The following is an 18578-nucleotide window of genomic DNA, read 5'->3' on the forward strand; positions in this document are numbered from 1 at the left end:
GCAGCGTTTACCAGGGCCGTCACAAGGGCGAGAGCCGAGGATGCATTGAGAGACCGTGTGGACCAAATGGAGTCTGTGGTTTCCTCGCTCACGTCTCGCATGACTGAGTTAGAGCGAAACGTTGTCAATGCACAGGTTTCTGTGACGGCTACTTCCGTCGTGTCTGAGTCCACTGGCGAATACTCGACCAAGTCCTGAGAATGTCGTCAGGTTCGCTTCTGTTGCTTGCAGGTCCAAACGGGGCGGGGAAGTCCACGTTGATACAGTCGGTGCGAGAGGAGCTGGGAATCCCAGACTACACATCGCTCAACGCAGACGAGCGCACGTTGCAGAAGGTCATCTTGGCTGGGTTCACGGGATTTGATGACTCAAGAATGGGCGCCGACGTACTGAAGAGGTTGTTTATCGAATCTGCTAATGAGGTCCATCGGGAGACACTTGAACTTCTGAGGTCGGGTAGAAATGTCTGTTTGGAAACGGTGTTGAGTACCGATAAGTATTGCGATTTGGTTTCCGAGGTTCTCGAAAATGGTGGAGCGTTCGAAATGTTTTACGTGGCTTTGAATAGCCCGGAACTCTCTGAAAAGCGTGTGCGAATCCGCGTACGGAAGTTCGGGCACGACGTGCCGGTTGACCGGCTACGCGAGCGCTGGCAACGTTCGCTTACATTTCTGCCTTGGTTCGCCCGTCGGGCCACCAATGCCACAGTGTTCGACAACTCTGGTGAGGGTCCAGTCATTGTGGCAAAGGGCGGTGGTGGAGTCTGGAGGTGGCAAGTGGAACCAAGCACGGTTTTTCCCGAGCTTCGGCTTGCGCTGGAGTCAGAATTTCCCGAATTGAAGCAAACATGAAACGCCTCTTCCAACACGCCGAAATCGCCAGTGAAGACAGCCCCAAGCTCACCCGTGCGGATGTGCTGGTGGAGGATGGCAAGATTGTGCAGGTGGCGCCTTCGATTGCGGCTGGCGAGGGCGTGGAAGTCATCGACTGCTCTGGTAAGGTCATCCTCCCGGGTTTCTTCGATGTGCATGTGCATGCACGGGAGCCCGGGGGCGATCAGAAGGAGAACATCCGCACGTGCAGCGAGGCGGCCATCAATGGTGGGGTGACGGGCTTTGTGATGATGCCGAACACGTCTCCTGCCATCGATAACGCCGGTGTGGTGAAGACGGTGCTGGAGTCGGCTCGTAAGTGCCGCATTCCCATCTACACGAGCGGTGCCATTACGAAGGGTCGTGAAGGCAAGGAGCTCGCTGCCATCGGCGCGATGCATGCGGCGGGGGTGGTGATGATCACGGACGACGGCTACCCGGTCAGCAATCCTGTGGTGCTGCGCCGCGCGATGGAATACGCGAAGAACTTCGGCCTCATCGTGGCCAGCCACTGCGAGACCATGGAACTCAGTGGCAAGGGATCGATGCACGAGGGCAGCAAGAGCTACAGCCTCGGCCTCGAAGGCATCCCGGCCATCAGTGAGGAGATCTGCCTGGACCGCGATATTCGCATCGGTCAGTACACGGGAGCGCATGTGCACATCCAGCATGTGACCACGGCCCGTGGCATGAATACCATCCGCCGCTTCAAGGAAGAAGGTGTGAAGGTCACCTGCGAGGTCGCACCGCATCACCTCATCTTCAATCACGAGGACGTGGGAGAGTATGACACAAACTACAAGATGAACCCGCCCCTTCGAACGAAGGAGGACAATGCCGCGCTGCTGCAGGGGCTGATCGATGGAGTGTTCGATGTCATTGCCACAGATCACGCACCGCACACCGAGTTCGAAAAGAACAACGACTTCGGCAGCGCGCCCTTCGGCGTTACTGGTTTGGAGACGGCCCTGCCTTCGCTGTACCACTACTTCATCAAGGAGGAGAAGTTCGGCTGGGACCTCTTGGTGAAGCGCTACTCCGCAGAGCCGCGCCGCCTGTTGGGACACGAGCCGGTGCCTGTGGTGGAAGGCGGCGTGGCGGAGTTCATTGTCTTCAATCCTCGCGCGACCAGCACGTTCACCCGCCAGTTCATGAAGTCGAAGAGCATCAACACGCCTTTCTACGACAAGACGCTTCAAGGGCGCGTGGACACGGTGGTGTTGGGGGATGAGGTGCTGCTTTCGAGGTAGTCGGCAGGTGCGGTTTTCTGAGCTCTGAATCTTGCGTCTCTATTGAATAGATTCCTGAGCAGGGAGTCATAGCTTTCCCCACTCAACCCTCATCCTTTTCTTGGTTGAACGTGCGGGACTAACCTCCAAGAATCCGCCAGATGAAACTCCTGATTGCCCTTGTGCTCACTGCCTGCTTTGCGTGCGTCGCTCGTGCGGACTCCGACGGCCCATATGAGGCCGTCCCTGATCTCAGGAAGGGTGAAGAACCTCCGATTTTCCAGATCCCTTCTTCCAAGGAACCTCTTCGATTCTATCTGAGTCACATTCCGCTACTCAAAGTGAATCCGAAATTCCATGAGCCGGATTCATACACGTGGGAGAAACTCAATGGGCACCACGCGTCATTTCGGGTGCTTGGACATGTTCGAGGTCGTGAGCTGTATGAAGTTCGCTACGTGAGCGATGAGCGGGTCAAGCAGGGGTTGGATTATGCAGAAGCCGTGATCATCCTGGCCAGGGGAGGGGACACGGGTGCTGACAGAAGCTTGTTTGAGCCTGTCTATTTTACGAGCGGCGGCATACCGTATGACAGACGCGCGGACTACGTGGAGGACGGTGACAAGTATGGTGCGGTGAAGGTAACGGTGTATTGGAGCGGTACAGGACCGGGACGTTGGCGCAGTGTTTTCATACGAGGTACAGAGGAGTTTAAGTACGAAAGGTTCGAGCCGGAGAAGAGTAAGAAGCAGTGAGCTGGTGACTCCAAGGTGGTGGAGGCACTTTTTTGGCTGAAGAGGGCACAAAAGACTGATGCAAGTCGGTCCACGTGAACCGTTCTGGATGGGAGCTTTTCACTTCCCATCCGGTCATGCTTTCTCGACGCTTCTTCGTTTCACTCCTCGCAGCAGCGTGGTGGTCATCGGCCATCTTCCAGCCTGCTGCCTTCGCCGGTGAATTCCGCGCTGGCGCGGCTCAGGTGGAAATCACGCCCAAGGCTGGCGCGCCGCTGGCAGGCTATTACCAGTTCCGTGCTGCGAAGGAGGTGCTGGACCCGCTATATTCCCGGGCCGTGGTGGTGGAGCAGGATGGAGAGATGGCGGCGCTTGTGGTGCTGGACCTGATCAGCACGACGCGCGCGATGGTCGATGCCTCGCGCAAGTTAATCGCCGAGCAGCACGGCATTCCGCCAGAGCGCGTGATGATCTCCGCGACGCATACGCACACCGGGCCCCAGCTCATCCGAGGTTCCATGATGGATGACCTCACCAAGGTGAACACGCCTCCCGGTCAGGAGTACAATGGTGGGCTACCAGCACTCGTGGCTCAGTCCGTGGGTGAGGCCAAGGCAAAGCTGACGCCCGCCAAAGGTTCCGCCACCGTGGGCAAGGCGGAGGGCATCAGCTTCAACCGCCGCGCCATCGGGAAGGATGGCAGTCTCATCTGGCAGCCGGGCAAGCTGGATCCGAGAGTACTCAAGCCTGCCGGCCCCATCGACCCGGATCTTGGCCTGCTCGTCTTCGAAGCGAAGGAGACGCGATCCGCGCCGCTGGCTACGTATGTGAACTTCGCCATGCATCCCACTTCCATCGGAGGCGGCACGCGCATTTCCGCAGACTATCCCGGCGCCCTCTGCCGCATCCTCAGTGAGCGCAGGGGAAAGGAGATGATCACCATCTGCGCCAATGGTTGCTGTGGGAATATCAACCACAACAACTACATGACGGACACACCTAGGCAGTCCGGCGTGGCTGAGGCGAATCGTCTCGGCACCGCGCTCGCCGACGTGGCGGAGAAGTCCTGGCCCAACCTGAAAGCGCTCATACTGCATGCGCCGCGTTCCAAGTCGGTGCGTATCGTTCTTCCTCGCCGCAGCTTCACGGAGGAGCAGATTGCGAAGGCGAAAGACGTGGTGGCGAGGATGGCCACGGAAAAGCTCGGTACCGTGCCCATAGCGGAGGCCTTCTGCACCCTGGATACGGTGAACTTGAAGGACAAGCCGCTCGAAGTGGAGGTGCAGGTGATTTCCTTCAGCGATGAACTGGCGGTTGTTTCCCTGCCCGGGGAAATCTTCGTGGAGCTGGGTCTGGCCATCAAGGCAGCGTCGCCCTACAAGCACACCTACATCGCGGAGTTGGCGAATGGCAGCATCGGCTACATTCCGAATCGCGAGGCGTATCCGCAGGGGAATTACGAAGTGGTGAGCGCCCGCTGTGAAATGGGCTCGGGGGAGAAGCTGGTGGAGACCGCCCTGGCCCTGCTAAAGGACCTGCGTGCCGGGTCCTGACTCCGACTCAGACCACTTGACCTCGGGGCGCATGGCGGGCATGGATCGGGTACAGATTTTCCGCTCCGATCCATGACCTACCTCGAAAAGCTCAACGCCCGCATCGCCAAGTCCAACAGCAACCTCTGTGTGGGGCTCGACGTCCGTGCGGACAAGGCGGATGACGCTACGCGGAAGTTCCTGCTGGATGTCATCGAGCAGACCGCGCCTTTCGCAGCTGCCTTCAAGCCGAATGCCGCTTACTTCGAGGCCATGGGCTGGGAGGGCATGAAGCTGCTGGAGGAAATCATTGAGGCTATTCCCAGCGACATTCCCGTCGTGCTCGATGTGAAGCGCGGCGACATCGGCGAAACCCAGCGCTACTACGCAAAGGCCTGCTTCGATGTGTTGAAGGCCGATGCCGTGACGCTGAATCCTTTCATGGGCCGCGACACCCTGGAGCCTTTCCTTGCCTATCAGGACAAGGGATTCTACCTGCTCGCCGTCACGTCCAACGTGGGTGCCAAGGACATCGAACTGCTCAAGGATGAGCACGGTCGCCACATCTTCCAGCATGTGACGGAGATGGCTGGCCTCTCCTCTCAGGGCGGCCTCGTGGTGGGCCTCACCAATGCGGCGCACATCCTCCCTCTCATCCCGGACGTGCCTCTCCTCATCCCCGGCCTCGGCGCGCAGGGCGGAGACGTGGCAGCGCTCAAGGGCGGAGAGCGCAAAGCCCCGCTGCTCATCAATGTGTCCCGTGGTGTGCTTTATGACAAACCTGAGCAGAGCTTTGCCGAGAAGGCGGAGGCTTGGGCGAAGGTGATCAGGGGGGAGTAGGCTGCGGAGGAATAGCCGCAAAAGAACGCAAAGAACACAAAGGGTTGGATGCGGGTGTTTGAACACCTGTCATCGGCTGGTTTCGTTCATCGGCTCGCCATCAGGTCCTTTTTTGTGCTCTTTGCGTTCTTTTGCGGCCATTCCCAAAGGCGCTGCAACCGGTAGCAGGCACCATTCTCCAGTAGCTCCTTGCGTTCCTGCCGGTCCCGGCTTTGATGACGGTCCCCACTACCTCATTTACTCCTCTCATGAAGTCTCCCATCACCGTCGCTGTCACCGGAGCCGCAGGCCAGATCGGCTACTCCCTCCTTTTCCGTATTGCCTCTGGCTCCATGTTCGGCCCGGACCAGCCGGTGGCGCTGCGACTCATTGAAATTGAGCCCGGCATGGCGGCTCTCGGCGGCGTGGTGATGGAAATCGACGACTGCGCTTTCCCCCTGGTGCACAGCATCACCCCCACCAGCGACATCAACGAAGGCTTCAAGGGCGTGAACTGGGCGCTGCTCGTCGGCTCCGTGCCCCGCAAGGCCGGGATGGAGCGCAAGGACCTCTTGAACATCAACGGCAAGATCTTCACCGGCCAGGGCCAGGCGATTGCCAAGAACGCCGCGTCCGACGTGCGCGTGCTCGTGGTGGGCAACCCCTGCAATACGAACTGTCTCATCGCGATGAACAACGCCAAGGACGTGCCGGCCGACCGCTGGTTCGCCATGACGCGTCTCGATGAAAATCGCGCCAAGTCCCAGCTCGCTGCCAAGGCGGGTGTGCACGTGAGCGAAGTGAGCAACGTAGCCATCTGGGGCAACCACTCCGCCACGCAGTATCCTGATTTCTACAACGCCAAGATCGGTGGCAAGGCGGCGACCGACGTCATCAAGGACGAAGCGTGGCTGCAGGGCGAGTTCATCGCCACCGTGCAACAGCGCGGCGCGGCCATCATCAAGGCCCGTGGCTCCTCCTCCGCCGCCTCCGCTGCAAATGCCGTGGTGGACACCGTGCGCTCCCTCACCACCCCGACGCCTGCCGGCGACTGGACCAGCGTGGCCGTGTGCTCCGATGGCAGCTACGGTGTGGAGAAGGACATCATCACCAGCTTCCCCATCCGCAGCAACGGCTCCAAGTGGGAAATCGTGCAGGGCGTGCCGGTGAATGAATTCAGCCAGGGCAAGATCAACGCCACCGTGCAGGAGCTCAAGGAAGAGCGCGATGCGGTGAAGGAACTTGGCCTGATTTAATCCAGACATCTTCAGTTTCCGGGGCCTGCGGCGCGAGCGCGTCGCAGGCCTTTTTTTAAATCAAGAACTCTTGCTTGAGGCAGGGCCGTCATTGCAACATTACCCGCCGCCCCTCCGTTCTTTCTCGCCCTTTGCTCCCACCCGTATGATGAAGTTGAAATCACTCCTCGCCGGCGCATTGCTCCTGCCGTTGCCGCTTTCCCTGTCTGCGGCTCCCCAGTGGATCTGGACCTCCACGAAGGCCACGGACGGACAGAAGGCGACCTTCAAGAAGACCTTCACCATCGAGGGCGAGGTGAAGTCGGCCACACTGTCGGTGTCCTGTGACAACGGCGCGGATGCGTTGCTGAATGGCAAGAAGGTGTTCACCAATCCGGACTGGATGGAGGCCACCAAGGCGGATGTGAAGGCTGCGCTGAAATCTGGGGAGAATGAACTGCGCTTCGACGCGCGCAACCAGGGCGGCACGGCGGCGCTCATCGCGAAGCTTGAAATCGAAACTGCGGATGGCAAGAAGACCACCGTGGAAACCGGCGAAGGCTGGCAGGGTACGGACACGGGGAAGGAAGAGTGGGCGGTTGCGAAAGTACTGGCGCCTCTCGGTGCTGGCCCGTGGGGCGATGTCTTCTCCAGCAACCGCGCCAAAGGAAACAACAACAAGAAGAACGATGGCCCCACTACGGCCACCCCTGCGGAGGAAGTCGTGGTGCTGCCGGGGTTCAAGGCGGAACTGCTCTACACGGTGCCGAAGGCCGAGCAGGGATCGTGGGTCAGCATGACGGTGGATCCGAAAGGGCGCCTGCTCGTGGGTGACCAGTACGGCGGCATCTATCGTGTGACCCTGCCTCCTGTGGGTAGCAAGGAGCAGGCGAAGGTGGAGCCTCTGCCCCTCAAGATCGGTGGAGCACACGGTTTGCTGTATGCCTTCAACAGTCTCTACGTGATGATCAATGAGATGAGCGCTCCGCAGAATGCCGGGCGCTCCGGTGGCATCTGGCGACTGAAGGACAATGGCGATGGCACCTTCGGAGAACCGGAGCAACTCCGCAAGATCGCGGGCGGTGGCGAGCACGGCACGCACAGCATGGTGGTGAGCCCGGATGGCAAGAGCATCATCTTCAACAGCGGCAACCATACGAAGCTGCCGGAGAACTTTGAACTCTCCCGTCCCGCTCGTGCCTGGAATGAGGACCACATCCTCCCGCGCATGTGGGATGCGAATGGCCACGCTCGCGGCGTGATGGCGCCCGGCGGCTACATCTGCAAGATGGACCCTGATGGCAAGAAGGTGGAGCTCTTCTGCTATGGCTTCCGCAATGAGTTCGACATTGCCTTCAACAGTGCTGGTGAACTCTTCACGTTCGATGCGGACATGGAGTGGGACATGGGCGCTCCATGGTATCGCCCCACACGCATCAATCACTGCGTGAGCGGTGCGGACTACGGATGGCGCAGTGGCTCCGGCAAGTGGCCCACGTTCTATCCGGACAGCCTTCCTGCTACGGTGGACATCGGCCCTGGCAGCCCCACCGGCGTGGTGAGCGGTACTGGCGCGAAGTTCCCCGCGAAATATCAGCGCGCTGTATATGCCGCCGACTGGACGTATGGCACCATGTACGTGATCCACAGCACGCCGAAGGGTGGCACGTATGAAAGCGTGAAGGAGGAGTTCGTTTCCGGGAAGCCGCTGCCCCTCACGGATCTCATCATTCATCCGCAGGATGGCGCCATGTATTTCGCCGTGGGCGGCCGTCGCACCCAGAGTGCGCTGTATCGGGTGACTTATGTGGGCAGCGAGTCCACCGCTGCCGCGGAGCCGCTTCCACTGACTGCGGAAATGAAACTGCGCCATGAACTGGAAAAGCTCCATGAAGATGGCACGGGTGAAGACGCGATTGCCAAGGCGTGGCCGCATCTCTCCAGCGCAGACCGCTTTGTGCGCTACGCTGCACGCGTGGCCATCGAGCGCCAGCCGGTGACGGCTTGGAAGGGCAAGGCGCTCGCGGAGCAGAATCCGCAGGCTCTCATCGAAGCGTCCATCGCTCTGGCTCGCATTGGTGCCGTGGGCAGTCCCGTGCCGCTGCCGGAGGGTAAGCCCAAGGCGGGCGCGTCCTCAGGCGCAGTGGGCGAGACTTCACCGGAGAATGCACCGTTGCAGGCCGCACTCCTGGGTGCGCTGGAGCGCATTGATTTCGACTCGCTGGATCTCGATCATCAGCTTCAGATTCTGCGGGCGTATGAACTCGTCTTCACACGCCTGGGCAAGCCCTCACCGGAGGTATGCGCAAACCTCGCCGAGAAGTTTGACAGCGTGTATCCCGTCAAGAGCAACGCCGCGAATCTGGAACTCGCGCAACTCCTCATCTTCCTGGAGTCGAAGCGTGTGGTGGCGAAGACACTGGGACTCATGGCCACGGCCAAGGATGACAGTGAAGCGCTGGCGAGCGACGCCCTGCTGGCTCGCAACACCGGCTACGCCCGCGCGGCGGATGAAGTGCATCGCAGCCAGCCGAACCGCCAGCAGATCTCGTACATGTTTGCCTTGAGGAACGCCACAGCTGGCTGGACGAAGGAATCCCGTGAGACGTACTTCTCCTGGTTCCCCCGTGCCCGCCAGTGGAAGGGTGGCAACAGCTTCAAGGGCTTCATCGAAAACACCCGGCAGGAGGCTTTGGCCAACTTTGCTCCTGACGATGAACGCGCCGCACTGGATGCCCTCTCCTCGAAGAATGATGCCGTGCAGGTGGCGAACTTCGTGGCTCCGAAGGGCCCCGGGCGCGCCTACACCATCGATGAGGTTCTGAAGCTTGCCGAAGGCGACGGTCTGAAGCACCGGAACTTCGAAAACGGCAAGGCCATGTTCACCTCCACGCTGTGCCTCACGTGCCACCGCTTTGGTGGAGATGGCGGCAGCATCGGGCCGGACGTTACTGGTGCTGGCAGCCGCTACACGCTGCGCGACTTGATGGAAAACATCATTGAGCCCAGCAAGGTGATCTCGGATCAGTACGACAGCCACCAGATCGAGAAGAAGGATGGCGGCCTCGTCATCGGTCGCATCGTGGCAGAGGAAAATGGCGACCTGATGGTGATGATGAATCCCTTTGCTCCCACCACGCTGACCAAAGTGCCCGCCGATGAAGTGAAGAGCAAGAAGACCCAGCCGGTGAGCATGATGCCGCCTGGCCTCATCAACACGCTGAACCAGGACGAACTTCTCGATCTGATTGCCTACATCCTCTCTGCCGGAAATCCGCAGGATGCGAGGTTTGCGAAGTAGTCGGCATCGGATTCACCAGTCAGAAAGACAAGAGCTCCACGTCGCGAGATGTGGAGCTTTTTTGTGGGTAGGCTCGGGCAGACGCGGAATGCTCTGCAATTCCGGCACAATGTTCCTTGCGCTGATTCGATGTCGCCTCCAAACAGGGCGTCACCCATGATGCTCCGTTCTTCTTCCCGTCGTCAATTCCTCGCCATCGGCATTGCCATGGTGCTTTCCGCATGTTCCGCATTCGCCGGACCGGACATCACAGGGACGTGGTACTTTGCCAGCGGGCAGACAGGTGGCTCCACCGCCTCCGTGTATGGCACCCTCAAGCTGGAGCCGTCCGGCGAGTATGAGGACAGCCACCGCATCGCGGGCATCCTCACGGCTTCCAAGGGCAGTTACACGATCAGTGGAGACTCGCTGAATCTCGTGCCCGTGGCCGGGAAGGGCAAGCCCATGACTTACACGTTTGCGGTCGGTGAACATCAGGACAAGGAAGGTACGAAGTTTACAGGCCTCACCCTGAAAGGGAGCAGCGACCTGACGTTCCTTCTGACGAGGGAGAAGAAAAAATAGTACTCCTGCGAAGGGCGCGTTCACGATGCGCTGGAAAAGTGTGCTGCTCACAGGTCCTGAGGCATTCTCTCAGGCGATACTTTGAACGGCATGTCTCTCACTGCGGCTCACTCCCGAACCATCTCCGGTCCCATCACGCTGTTGGCGTTGCTGGGTTGGGTGCTGCTTAGTTATGCCGCCGCGTTGCCGGGTGTCTGGTTTCCGCCAGATGACTGGTATGCGCATTTGGTGAAGCCTTCGTGGAATCCTCCGAACTGGCTTTTTGGTCCGGTGTGGTCCGTGCTCTACCTGCTCATGGGCATCAGCGCATGGATGGTCTGGAGGAAGGACGGCTTTGCGCGTGCCGGCGGTGCACTGACGTTGTTCCTCGCGCAGCTCGGCTTGAATGCGCTCTGGACTCCGGTGTTCTTTGGCATGCATCGTACTGACCTGGCACTTTTCGTGATCGTTACGCTGCTCATCATGATTGCTGCCACACGGAAGGCATTCCGCAGGCATGATCGGCTCGCGGCCTGGTTGCTGGTGCCCTACCTGCTGTGGGTGGGCTTTGCCACGGCGCTCAATGCAGCGCTGTGGCGCATGAATGCCTTCTGAGCGCGCGTGTGCCAGCGCGGCAACAGATGTCGCGTTATCGCACGATTTCACCCGCCACGGGACGGTCTTTGATGCCGAGGGCCTGCTCCAGCTTCTGCTCGATGAACAAGGCCTGATCCTCATTCATGGAGGTGCTGAGGATTTTGCACGAGGTATTGTCGCGCAGGACGGCCCAGACTTCATAGGTGTAGTGCGGGCCGTTCTTGCCGTTGTGCCGCTTCTCTTTGCAGTAGAGCTGGTCTACACCGTTGGTATCGAGATCCTGATTGCCCCGCCAGGGGATGGGGCTGTGGCGGATGCGAATCAGTCCACTCTCCACACTGATGCGAGTGCGATTGAACAAGGTGGCCAGCGTGAAGTACGCCATGGCCACACCCACGGTCACATGAGCGATGGGAAACAGCTTGAAGATCCACGGGGCATTGTGCTCAAACATTGCGCCATACCAGAAGACCATGAAGCCATTCCAAGCGATGCAGAAGGGGATGAGGAAAAGCACGCTCCAGTTGAACCAGCGACGCTGAATGGTCAGTCCCAGAGCTCCCTCGTCCACCGTCAGTGCGGAGGGGAGGGGCACTGGTGGCCGAACGCGAGGAGAGGCGCCGCCCTGCGTGCTCCCGGCAGAGCCCGAGCCCGCAGTGGGCACCGTCGAGAGCGCACGGCAGTAGCTGCACCGGATGATGCCTGAGTCCCGGTCCCAGTCATCCGCCTTGAGCGGTGAGGCACAGTTGGGACACTTGAAGGCGACCGGTGCAGACATGTGGGGCCAGTTGTCAGGTTAGTTCTCGTCTCCGAACCACTTCTTCCGCAGTTCCAGGCCCACACCACGCTCGCTGAGGGCGAGCAGGGCACGATTGATGCGCTCGCGGTAGGGGCTGTCCTGCTGGAGGGCGAAGGCGTAGTTCTGACGATCAAACATGGTGCCCACGAGTTGCAGCTTGTCGTCCTGCAGCTTGTTGACGTTGTACTGCAGCATGGGGGCATCATACACCACGGCCTGCACTTTCTTCGCCTGGAGCGCCTGGATACATTCCGCCACATTGGCAAAGGACTGCACCTTGGCGCCGCGTGCATTGAGCCACCCTTCGGACGTGCTGCCCTTGATGGTGGCCACATTGCGTCCGGGAAGGTCGCCGGGGCCATTGATGTCACCCTTGAGGGTGTTGATGGTCATGGTGGTGGTGAAGGACGCCGTGAGGAGTGAAACCAGCACGATGCTCAGGAGCATCCACACAATGGCAATCAAACGGCCCGCTACACCCACCGGTCCCTTGTTGTCTGCGCCGCCGACGAGGAGCGTGCTGATGGTCCACCAGAAGGACTCCCACATGCCATGTGCATAGCTCTTGGGCCACATGTCCTCGTTCACCTTGTGCTCATACATCCACACCAGGTGGGAGATGATGAGCATGGCCAGTACCAAAAGGGCGAACATGCCAATGAGCTTCCAGTTGAAAAGATTTCCGGCGAGCTGGAAGAGCGTGTCGGTGAAGCTGCCGCCGCCACCGGCCACGAGGACCTGCAGACCGGACTCGTAGAAGGGTTGGGAGAAGTCGATGGTTTCTTCACGCTTGGAGGTCACGCTGAGTGCGCCCACACCCGCATCAGCGGATTTGTTTTGCAGGGCATCGATCATCTCCTGGGCGGTTCCGACGGTCTGCACCTCGTATTCCAGTCCGGCTTCGCGTGCGATCTGGTCCCACAGTTCCATGGCGTAGCCCACGCGCCTGCCATCCTGCTGAAAGGAGAACGGCTCAATGTCTCGTGAAACCACGCGGATTTTCTCGGCGTGAACGGGGAGGGTGAAAATGGCAAGAAAACTTGCCGCCAGAAGGGTGGAGAGCCAGCGCATGTGAAAGGTGCGCGGAGACTTCCACCAGAGTTGCGCGAGTCAAGGATGCGGCTATGAAATCGTTTAGGCATCGGACTTCCGTCACAACCGGCGGATTTCGCACCAGCACAGGTTTCATCTTCATCGAAGCACATGACACCGCTCTCTCCTGAAAACATCCTCAAGACGGGGCTGGCCTTCTGGCCTGCCAAGACCCTGCTCAGCGCCGTGGAGCTAGAAATCTTCACCCTGCTGGCGAAGGCCCCGCAGGACGCCGCAACGCTCCGGCACGCGCTGGGCCTGCACGAGCGTGGCACCCTGGACTTCCTGGACGCACTTGTGGCGATGGGTTTCCTCCAGCGCGAGGATGGCCTGTACCGCAACACATCGGAAACGGACGTGTTTCTCGACAAGGCCAAGCCCTCGTACATCGGCGGCATCCTGGAGATGGCGAACAACCGGCTCTACCCCTTCTGGGGAAATCTCACCACGGCACTCCGCACCGGCGAGCGACAGAATGAAAAACTGCAGGGCACGGACTTGTTTTCGGAACTGTACAAGGATCCCGCGAAGCTGGCCGAATTCCTTCGCGCCATGTCCGGAGTGAGCCGCGGGGCGAACATGGCCATCGCGAAGCAGTTCCCATGGCTGGATTACAAGACCTATGTGGATGTGGGTACGGCGCAAGGCGACCTGGCGGTGCAGATCGCGCTGGCGAATCCGCACCTCCGCGGCACCGGCTTTGACCTGCCTGAGGTGGGGCCAATCTTCTCGGACTACGTCGCCGTGAACGGGCTCAAGGAACGCGTGACCTTCGCCGCAGGCAGCTTCTTCACAGATGCACTGCCGAAGGCGGACGTGGTGCTGATGGGACACATCCTCCACGACTGGGATCTGGAGACGAAGAAGATGCTCCTGAAGAAGTCCTACGAGGCCCTGCCAGAGGGCGGTGCCGTGGTGGTCTATGAGTCCATCATCGATGACGATCGTTCACAAAACGCCTTCGGTCTGCACATGAGTTTGAACATGCTCGTCGAGACGGACGGTGGCTTCGACTTCACCGGCGCTGATTGCATCGGCTGGATGAAGGAAGCGGGCTTCCGTGACATGCGCGTGGAGCACCTGGTGGGACCGGAGTCGATGGTGATTGGGATCAAGTAGGGAGGTGAAGGGTCAATAGTTGAGGGTTGATAGTTGATAGCCTGAGAGTACCGGACAATGAGGTCGGGGGCCTAAGCATGAGCTGTGTCCTGGACGTGAGGAGTGCTCTTTGCTCCACTGCGTGAGCTTGGGCATCAGTCTCAGGCTATCAACTATCAACCCTAGACCATCAACTCAGGCGAGTTCCGCGAGCCCGCTCCTGTCCGATTCGGCACAAAAAATGTCCGTGCAAAATATTGCGCGACGGCGTTTGATCGTGCGCGCATTTCGCCGCTTCACTTCATGAGCAAAAAACTCAACATCGCCGTCGTCGGCCTCGGATTCGGGGCGGAGTTCATCCCCATCTGGCAGCGCCATCCGCATACGAACTGCTATGCCATCTGCCAGCGCAACGAGGCGAAGCTCAAGGAGTGCGGCGACTACTGGAAGGTGGACGTGCGCTACACGGAGTACGAGGAATTGCTCAAGGACCCGAATGTGGATGCGGTGCACATCAACTCGCCGATTCCTGATCACGGCTGGATGAGCATCGCCGCGCTGAAGGCGGGCAAGCACGTGGCCTGCACGGTGCCGATGGCTACCAGCGTGGAGGAGTGCCTGGAGATCATCAAGCTCACCCAGGAGACCGGTCTTACCTACATGATGATGGAGACGGTGGTGTATGCTCGTGAGTATCTTTTCATGAAGGACCTCGCGGACAAGGGTGAACTGGGCAAGCTGCAGTTCATCCAGGCGAGCCACCAGCAGGACATGGATGGTTGGCCAAACTACTGGCCCGGTCTACCGCCCATGCACTACGCCACGCACTGCGTGGGCCCTGTGCTCGGTCTCGCCGGTGGTGAGGCGGAGTATGTGAGCTGCTTCGGCTCGGGCACGATTCGCGAGGAACTCATCAAGCACTACAACTCGCCCTTCGCCGTGGAGACGGCGCATGTGAAGGTGCACAAGTCAGACCTCAGTGTGCGCATCATCCGCTCGCTCTTTGATACGGCACGCCAGTACCGTGAGAGCATCGACGTGTACGGCAGCCAGAAATCCGTCGAGTGGCCGCTCATCGAGCACGAGCCCCTTGTGCTGCACACCGCGAAGAAGCCGGAGCCGGAGATCCCTGAGAAGATCAAGTGCCCCGATTTCGCGGACCGTCTGCCGGAGCCCATCCAGCGCTACACGACCAAGGGTGTGTACGACGACGACGCCAACACGCACCTGAGCTTCACCCAGGGCGCGGGACATGGCGGCAGCCATCCGCACCTCGCCCATGAGTTCGCCATGGCGCTGGTGGAGAAGCGCGAGACCTTCCCGAATGCCAAGCAGAGCGCCAACTGGACCTGCACCGGCATCCTTGCCCATCAGAGCGCCATGGAGGGCGGCGCGATCAAGAAGCTGCCGGTGGAGACGTTGAGCTGAGCTGAGGCTCGAACCTCAGCGCATGGCCCACCCATCGGATGGAACCGCCACGTGCGATTCCATCCGGGGGACGAGGCTATGCTCTTTCGAGACCGCATCGATGCAGGAGTCCAACTGGCGCAACGGTTGTCCGGCTACGCAGGGCGTGCGGACGTGGTGATTGTGGGCCTGCCGCGGGGCGGCGTGCCTGTCGCGGCGGAAGTGGCGAAGGCGCTGCATGCGCCGCTGGACATCATGGTGGTGCGCAAGCTGGGCGTGCCGGGACATGAGGAACTGGCTCTGGGAGCGATTGCTCCTGACGATGCCCTCGTGGTGAATCCCGAGGTCATGGCCAGCCTACGCGAACCGGAGGTGGCGCTACATGAGGCGATGGTGCGGGAAAGGAAGGAACTGGAGCGCCGAGAGCAGGAATATCAAGGAGCGCGGCCTGCTATCGACCTGAGAGGAAAGACGGTCATCGCGGTGGATGACGGACTCGCCACGGGAGCCACCATGCATGCCGCGGTGAAGGCGTTGCGCGGGCGTGGAGTGGCGCAGTGCATCGTAGCGGTGCCGGTCACAGCGTGGCAGGCTCGCGCCAGTTTTGAGGATGCCGGTGTGGAGGTCGTTTCAGTATTCATCCCTGCAGATTTCCAGGCGGTGGGGCAGCACTACGAGGACTTCACCCAGACGTCAGATGAAGAGGTGTTGCAGGCGCTGCGTGAGGCCAACCTGTCCGCGAGTGGGCGATGAAAATCTCAGCCACTGCGAGAGCGGTCTAGCCGTACCTCAACCAGAGGACGAAATAGGTGATGACGAAGATGACGAAAAGAGTGCCATTAGTGAGGAGAAGCAGGGCGCTGCCAATCTTCCGCACGTGACCGGATACCACGCCGCGATAGCCCCAGCAGGCGAGTATTCCAAAAATGCTTGGAACCACCACCGCGGAAATGTAGCCCGGTTCCCCAACGCCGCACACGTTGGGAGAAGCTACGGAATACGCAAAGATTGCCAGCCACTCGAGTGAAACTATCCACGCAGCCCAATTTGCGATGAAGGCGTTCTTGGGGTCATGTTTGGAAGGGATGAGCCAGTAGTACCATGGGCCCTTTTTCTTCTTGAGCGTGTAACGCCCGGGCCCAGGTGCTTCCTTGCCAGAGGGTGATGCAGACATGGCGAGAAGATGGGATGCCTCTCTCAGTGGAGGTGATTCTTAGCGCCCAATCTCCAGCTTGAGCGGCTTGCCGTTCACAATTCCCTGCATGCTCACCGTCCACGGCTCCTCCTCACGTTTGAGCACGAGCGGTTTGCCTTCAAAGGAATCGACAAAACCCTTCATCTCACCACTTACGTGACCGTCCGTTGGTGGCTGCAGCACGGCGAAGAGCATGGTGTGCAGGGTCTGGGTCTCGAACTGCTTCCGCATGGCGCCTTCGAAGGAGGGCAGGGTGTTTTTCAGCACCTGGCTCGCGTTCGTAAGGCTGGCGTGCATCTCCTTGAGGTCTGCTTGATACTCCTGCCAGGGTTTGGTGCTCGCGGTTTCCGCGCGTGCCTGGAGTTCTCGACCTTGCTCCGCGGTCTTCTTCCATTCCTCCACGGAGGCGAGTGCTTGCTTTGCGGAGGCAGCTCTTGCGTTATCAGCATCCTGGCTCTGGGAACCGAGGAATGACTGGGCTGCCTCGAGCGCGGCCTTTTCACTCTCGGGTGAGTTCTGGATGCCGAGGACCATGCGCCGCATCCAGTCCGCCATCGCATGCTCGCCGGTAAGAGCCTCCCGCACGGTGTGCAATGGAGGCAGGGCCTTCATGTCCTTCACAATGGTCTTTCCCTGCTCCACATCCATGCTGAGCATGTGCCTCGCGGTGGTGCGGATGGCCTGCTGCTCCACACTGTGCTGCATGATGGCAGTGATGAGCAACGGCTCGGCTGCGAGATGACGTGCGGCGGCATGCACATGCTTCGTCCAGGCCCACGCGGCATCCGCATTGCCCGAGGCGTAGTGCACCTCCACCTGCACCAGCGCCAGACGGCACAGTAGTTGCAGCTTGGTGAGGTGCGGCATGGGGGCGAAGGGACCTTCGTCAAAGGTGGTGCCCCACACACACGGTTGGTCACCCTGGGCGGCGCGTGCGAATCGATCCAGGCTGCGCCTCGCGACACCCAGCAGCGTGCCCACCGAGGGGTCTGTGACTGGCAAGCGGCCATCGAGCACTTCCGTGAGCACTTTGAGTTGTGCTTGCTTCAACTCGGGCAGCAACGCAAAGGCCTGCCAGTACAGCAGCGCGGGATTCGGATCGGTGATCTTCTCCCGCTTTCCCGGGAGAGAGGCTGGCTTGGAGCTGTCGCCTTCTGCCGCGGGCGCAGTGGGACCTTGCGCAGCCAGGGAAGGTGCGATGAGAGTCAGAGCGATGCCGGCAAGAGCCGCAAATTTCAGCATGCCATCAAGTTAGCAGACACCCCGCCGGAAACGAAACAGGCAAAGTGGGCAATTCTCAGGACGGCGACTCTGATCGACGTCCGCCTCATTCGAAGCGGCTAATTCGTCAATGTGTGTCAAACCGCCGGTGTCGGTAGCACATACAGAAGCACCGCCAGGAAATGGCAGATGCTTCCGGCCAGCACGAAGGTGTGCCAGATGGCGTGATGATACCGGAGACGGTGCCAGCGGTAGAAGACGACGCCCGAGGTGTAGCAAACACCGCCCGCGACCAGCAGCCACATGCCACCGCTGGGCAGGGCGGCCACCAGGGGCTTGATGGCGACCAGCACGAGCCAGCCGGTGAAGAGGTAGGCGAACACTGAGGCAAAGCGATGCACCTTCCGCGGGACGAGTTGCATCACTGCGCCCGCCACGCACAACGTCCAGATGACGCCGAATAGAGTCCAGCCCAGAGGCCCTCTCAGCACCGTGAGGAGAAAAGGTGTGTAGGTGCCTGCGATGAGCAGGAAGATCGCGGCGTGGTCGAGCTTCTTGAAAAGAAGCTTCAACTGAGGTCCACGAATGGCGTGGTACGCCGTGGATGCCGAGTAGAGTGCCACCAGCGTGGTGCCATATACGGCGAAGCTGACCATGTGCCACGCGGTGCCATGCAGGATGGAATCCACCATGAGCAGCACCAGAGCCACGGTGCTGAGCAGCAGGCCGATGCCGTGCGTAATCCAGTTCGCGGCTTCTTCGCCCGGGGTGAACTGTCGCGCGGCCTTTACTGCGGGGGGGCCTAGCCGTGATGCGGGGTGGGGAAGTTCCTTTGCCATGGCGGGACTCGCTGTAAGGGTTCCGGACGCACAGTGGGCTGCGGTACGATGCCGGTGCATCATTC

17 protein-coding genes are annotated in these 18578 nt (G+C 60.2%); 12 read left to right on the top strand and 5 right to left on the bottom strand.

All coding sequences use genetic code 11. From position 1 onward, the window contains the following. The first annotated feature begins 200 nt into the window (after nucleotides 1–200). The 9 genes from G5S37_RS07685 (at nucleotide 201) to G5S37_RS07725 (ending at nucleotide 10880) form a co-directional block, all read left to right on the top strand. On the top strand, nucleotides 201–851 hold the full coding sequence (locus G5S37_RS07685; RefSeq protein ID WP_165202392.1) for an AAA family ATPase: 651 nt from the start codon (nucleotides 201–203) through the stop codon (nucleotides 849–851). Then, on the top strand, nucleotides 848–2122 hold the full coding sequence (locus tag G5S37_RS07690; RefSeq protein ID WP_165202394.1) for a dihydroorotase: 1275 nt from the start codon (nucleotides 848–850) through the stop codon (nucleotides 2120–2122). Before G5S37_RS07685 ends, G5S37_RS07690 begins: the two co-directional genes overlap by 4 nt. A gap of 140 nt (nucleotides 2123–2262) precedes the next feature. Continuing rightward, complete coding sequence (locus G5S37_RS07695; protein ID WP_165202396.1) at nucleotides 2263–2856, top strand: hypothetical protein; 594 nt, start codon at nucleotides 2263–2265, stop codon at nucleotides 2854–2856. 116 nt (nucleotides 2857–2972) lie between these two features. Continuing rightward, entirely contained in the window at nucleotides 2973–4388 is a 1416-nt protein-coding gene (locus G5S37_RS07700; protein ID WP_165202398.1) for a neutral/alkaline non-lysosomal ceramidase N-terminal domain-containing protein, read from the top strand. A 72-nt stretch (nucleotides 4389–4460) separates the two neighbouring features. Next, nucleotides 4461–5207, top strand: a complete 747-nt coding sequence (gene pyrF / locus G5S37_RS07705; protein WP_165202400.1) for an orotidine-5'-phosphate decarboxylase — start codon at nucleotides 4461–4463, stop codon at nucleotides 5205–5207. A gap of 248 nt (nucleotides 5208–5455) precedes the next feature. Next, a complete protein-coding gene (locus G5S37_RS07710) occupies nucleotides 5456–6442 on the top strand; it encodes a malate dehydrogenase (RefSeq protein ID WP_165202402.1) in 987 nt (328 codons plus the stop codon). 148 nt (nucleotides 6443–6590) lie between these two features. Continuing rightward, nucleotides 6591–9722 carry a c-type cytochrome gene (locus G5S37_RS07715; RefSeq protein ID WP_165211439.1) on the top strand — a complete coding sequence of 1044 codons (3132 nt, stop codon included), beginning with the start codon at nucleotides 6591–6593 and terminating at the stop codon, nucleotides 9720–9722. 156 nt (nucleotides 9723–9878) lie between these two features. Further along, the gene (locus G5S37_RS07720; RefSeq protein WP_165202404.1) at nucleotides 9879–10286 is read left to right on the top strand and encodes a hypothetical protein; all 408 of its coding nucleotides are present in this window, start codon (nucleotides 9879–9881) and stop codon (nucleotides 10284–10286) included. A gap of 90 nt (nucleotides 10287–10376) precedes the next feature. After that, nucleotides 10377–10880 (top strand): TspO/MBR family protein, encoded by a 504-nt coding sequence (locus G5S37_RS07725; RefSeq protein ID WP_165202406.1) that lies wholly within the window; start codon nucleotides 10377–10379, stop codon nucleotides 10878–10880. 34 nt (nucleotides 10881–10914) lie between these two features. Here the strand turns inward: G5S37_RS07725 and G5S37_RS07730 are convergent, their stop codons facing one another. After that, nucleotides 10915–11640 (bottom strand): hypothetical protein, encoded by a 726-nt coding sequence (locus tag G5S37_RS07730; RefSeq protein WP_165202408.1) that lies wholly within the window; start codon nucleotides 11638–11640, stop codon nucleotides 10915–10917. 18 nt (nucleotides 11641–11658) lie between these two features. After that, the gene (locus tag G5S37_RS07735; protein WP_165202410.1) at nucleotides 11659–12732 is read right to left on the bottom strand and encodes a transporter substrate-binding domain-containing protein; all 1074 of its coding nucleotides are present in this window, start codon (nucleotides 12730–12732) and stop codon (nucleotides 11659–11661) included. 132 nt (nucleotides 12733–12864) lie between these two features. On the opposite strand from G5S37_RS07735, the gene G5S37_RS07740 reads away from it, so the two are divergent. The 3 genes from G5S37_RS07740 to G5S37_RS07750 all read left to right on the top strand — a co-directional run bounded on the left by G5S37_RS07740 (nucleotide 12865) and on the right by G5S37_RS07750 (nucleotide 16011). Further along, on the top strand, nucleotides 12865–13872 hold the full coding sequence (locus G5S37_RS07740; RefSeq protein WP_165202412.1) for a methyltransferase: 1008 nt from the start codon (nucleotides 12865–12867) through the stop codon (nucleotides 13870–13872). Nucleotides 13873–14154: 282 nt separating this feature from the next. Beyond that, on the top strand, nucleotides 14155–15279 hold the full coding sequence (locus G5S37_RS07745) for a Gfo/Idh/MocA family oxidoreductase (RefSeq protein WP_165202414.1): 1125 nt from the start codon (nucleotides 14155–14157) through the stop codon (nucleotides 15277–15279). Nucleotides 15280–15357: 78 nt separating this feature from the next. Continuing rightward, nucleotides 15358–16011: a phosphoribosyltransferase family protein gene (locus G5S37_RS07750; protein ID WP_165202416.1), complete on the top strand. Its 654-nt coding sequence runs from the start codon at nucleotides 15358–15360 to the stop codon at nucleotides 16009–16011. A gap of 25 nt (nucleotides 16012–16036) precedes the next feature. Here G5S37_RS07750 and G5S37_RS07755 read toward each other — a convergent pair whose 3' ends face one another. The 3 genes from G5S37_RS07755 to G5S37_RS07765 all read right to left on the bottom strand — a co-directional run bounded on the left by G5S37_RS07755 (nucleotide 16037) and on the right by G5S37_RS07765 (nucleotide 18513). After that, complete coding sequence (locus tag G5S37_RS07755) at nucleotides 16037–16432, bottom strand: hypothetical protein (RefSeq protein ID WP_165202418.1); 396 nt, start codon at nucleotides 16430–16432, stop codon at nucleotides 16037–16039. Between the two features lie 39 nt (nucleotides 16433–16471). Then, complete coding sequence (locus G5S37_RS07760; RefSeq protein ID WP_165202420.1) at nucleotides 16472–17695, bottom strand: hypothetical protein; 1224 nt, start codon at nucleotides 17693–17695, stop codon at nucleotides 16472–16474. 116 nt (nucleotides 17696–17811) lie between these two features. Continuing rightward, nucleotides 17812–18513 carry a hemolysin III family protein gene (locus G5S37_RS07765; RefSeq protein ID WP_206026351.1) on the bottom strand — a complete coding sequence of 234 codons (702 nt, stop codon included), beginning with the start codon at nucleotides 18511–18513 and terminating at the stop codon, nucleotides 17812–17814. Between the last annotated feature and the right edge of the window lie 65 nt (nucleotides 18514–18578).

Source organism: Roseimicrobium sp. ORNL1, assembly GCF_011044495.1.
Classification (GTDB): Bacteria; Verrucomicrobiota; Verrucomicrobiia; order Verrucomicrobiales; family Verrucomicrobiaceae; genus Roseimicrobium.